Origin of the sequence: Muriicola sp. (genome assembly GCF_041567615.1) — a bacterium.
Taxonomy (GTDB): Bacteria; Bacteroidota; Bacteroidia; order Flavobacteriales; family Flavobacteriaceae; genus Muriicola.
Map to the genome: position 1 here is coordinate 1 of NZ_JBFGBM010000244.1, position 3,031 is coordinate 3,031.

2 protein-coding genes are annotated in these 3,031 nt (G+C 47.0%); one reads left to right on the forward strand and one right to left on the reverse strand.

Going from position 1 to position 3,031, the window contains the following annotated elements:
* Nucleotides 1–248: 248 nt before the first annotated feature.
* A complete protein-coding gene (locus tag ABYP73_RS12560) occupies nt 249–2,225 on the reverse strand; it encodes a putative porin (protein WP_372974558.1) in 1,977 nt (658 codons plus the stop codon).
* Nucleotides 2,226–2,408: 183 nt separating this feature from the next.
* Here ABYP73_RS12560 and ABYP73_RS12565 point away from each other — a divergent pair.
* Nucleotides 2,409–3,031: WD40/YVTN/BNR-like repeat-containing protein (locus tag ABYP73_RS12565; RefSeq protein WP_372974559.1), on the forward strand; the 623-nt coding region annotated here is incomplete at its 3' end.

The following is a 3,031-nucleotide window of genomic DNA, read 5'->3' on the forward strand; positions in this document are numbered from 1 at the left end:
ATCAATCCATTATCTGATGCCTAAACACCATCAAATGGCTTAATTCGCTGTCTACCAATATATCAATGAACTTATCTTCTTACTCTGTTGCGCACAACGATCTCTCGTTAAGCGGGTGCAAATATAGAACCCTTTTTTCGGTTGCACAACTCCTTGCCGGAAAAATTTTTTTATCAGAAAAATCCCTTTCTAAACCCCTGATTATGAGATGTGATTTTGGAAAAATATTTTATGCAATCTTTACACAATCAGGAAAAGAAATTCCAGACCAGCCCAAACCGGATGACAAAATCGCGATAGGGATAGCCGGGAGCTGCATAAAACGTATTACCCGTAAATGAGGAATTGAAGTGCTCGGCCTTCAAATAGATTCGTGTCTGTCTCACCCTGGCGTTGATAAAGAAGTCGAGAAGCGGAAACCCTCCCAGCTCTTCCTGATTCTGCACATAGAATTCCCCCAACAGCGGGTTGTAGGCATCCATATTATAGGCTGTAAAGTACTTAAAGGTTACCCCAGTCTGAAGGAACATGGCCTTTTTAAAGACATCGCTTGAAAAATAGATGGTATTACGGGTGACCAGCTGTGGCAGGTTCAGCACCTGACTGTCCTGTGTGACATTCTGGTACATGACCGTATTGTTCAGAGCCCACTTCCCCAGCCTGAATTCTTTCCGGTATTTTACCTTGAGAAGATTTACCGAATTTCCTTCCTGCTTGGGCGTGACAAAGGCATTGGCCTCCCCTTCTGCCACTTGGGCGGCATTCGCATTGGACGAGAAATAGGTGTAGTTATCCGTGACGGTATACTGGGCGGTGAGATCTCCCCATACCTGAGAATTAAGGTCGAATTGTAGCCTCTGGACATTTTCATCCTCAAAAGTTTCCGCATTGTACCAATTGTAATTCGCGTAATCCGACTGGTACAAGAGGAAATTGAAGTTGGGTTTGCGGGAGGAGGCGTGGGCGCTAAAACTGACCTCGTTTTCCTCATTGAGCTTCAGCTTTGCCGAGGCGTCAAAGATATAGTTCGTCAGTTCCCCCGTAATCCCGTAGGCCAGGTTTCCATCCAGGGAAAACGGTCCGATCCGTTTCTTATAGCTGCCCCCGACAGCGATCTCATTTCCCTTGAGCTGGTTAGGGATGGTACCCTCCTCCGTGATCAGGAGGCTGTCAAAGAAATAATCGTACTGAAACCAATTCACATAGCCTTTGACCGTACCCAGGAATCTGTTGGAATAATCCAGACTCACACTGTTAAAAAAGGTCTTTAAATAGGCCTTATCGTCAATAGGGCTAAAGAGATCCTCTCCAAAGTATTTGTTCTGGGCATCCTGCTGAAACTGATAATACTTTGTTTCATACGTAAACTCATGACCTATGCCCAAAGAGGAATCAGACACCGAATCCTTTTTCCGGGTCAGAACATACCGATGGTCGAGAAAATATCGCTTCCCCAACACTTTGTTCCGGGCGTCCGTGAAGAATACGTCTATCCTGGATCGGTCCCTGAATTCGGGGTCCTCAGATTCGAACTGTAACTCCTTAACGATGAGTCCGCCGTTCTCCTCCCCAAGAATATCCTGGCCGGCAATATGGGCCCGGAGGGTATATTGGTTATTCTTCGATTGATAGTTTGCCGTGGTGCGAAAATTTCCTGATTCCACCTGATTGAACTGGTATTTACCCAGGGATCTGAAACCTTTATAGGCAATGGAGAAGTTGAACCTGGGAGAAGTATTGAAGGTGATCATCGCATCGAGTAACTGCCCCTGTTCCAAGGTGGTCTTAAAAAACAGGTCGGTCATGGGCGTAGGCACATTGTAATAAGTGATATCCTCTTTTTCCAGATAATTAAAATGCCTGGCCCGGGCCCCTGATTTAGGATAGAGATTTGGTCTGGTGAGATCAACCCCAAGACTGTTGTACGGCTGTCCCACATTGGCAAAGGGCATGAGCTCAAAATCGTCCCGCCTGAGATAATTATACGTGTATTCTTTCTGGATGGTCAGGGTGGTATCGAGGAAAGTGGTATCCCTGGTATAGGAGATGATCTTGTACTCCTCGATCTTGTTGACAGGTTCCGATATACCCTTTGCCAGGCTCTGCCTTATATTCTGTTTCCTGTACTGGGCGGAATCCTTCTGTTTACCCGGAGGCGGTAATGTTTCCTGCGCCATCACTGGGCAAAGGACAAGGATTACAACAAGGGTGATCAGGTATCTCATAGAAAAACGGACTCCGGCAAAGGTACTTTTTTTAGTACTAAAGAAAAGTGAAACCCGGGTAAGAAAAGACATCAATTGACTATATTGTGAAGCCCTGTTTCAGAATTTCCCATAAAAAGAGTTCACTCAACAAATAAAATTGAAAAAAAGGGAGATTTTCGGGATATTAGTCAAAAAAATTACATGATAAGAAAATTACTCATGCTCTGCCTTTTGGCGGGCGTCCACTCCCATGCCCAGTTCAACCAGAACGCCCCCTGGCTGGCCGGTCCTGACGGTGAACAGCTCAAGTCGCTTTCCCCGGATAAACCCCGCTCCATTTACGAGATCAGCGAAGCTTTTGAGGAATACTGGAAGGACAAGGACATCAGCGCCAAAGGGAGCGGATTCAAACCCTATAAACGGTGGGAGAACTACTGGATGCATTTCGTAGACCCCCAGGGCTACCTGCCCACCCCCAAAGAACTCTGGCGGGCCTGGGAGAACAAACAGAGCGGCATGGGGATGAAGATCAATCCCACCAGCGCGTGGATCTCTGTCGGACCCCAACAGGTCGGAATTTTCTCCGGAAGATTACCGGGGACTGGCAGGACAAATGCCATAGAGGTAGACCCTAATGATCCTAATACCTGGTACGTAGGGGCACCTGCCGGGGGGATTTGGAAGACCACGGATGCCGGTCTTACCTGGACCAACCTCTTTGACGATTTTCCCCAGATCGGGGTCTCCAGCATTGCGGTTGATCCCAACAATTCCAATATCATCTATATCGCCACCGGAGACGATGACGCTGCGGATTCCTATAG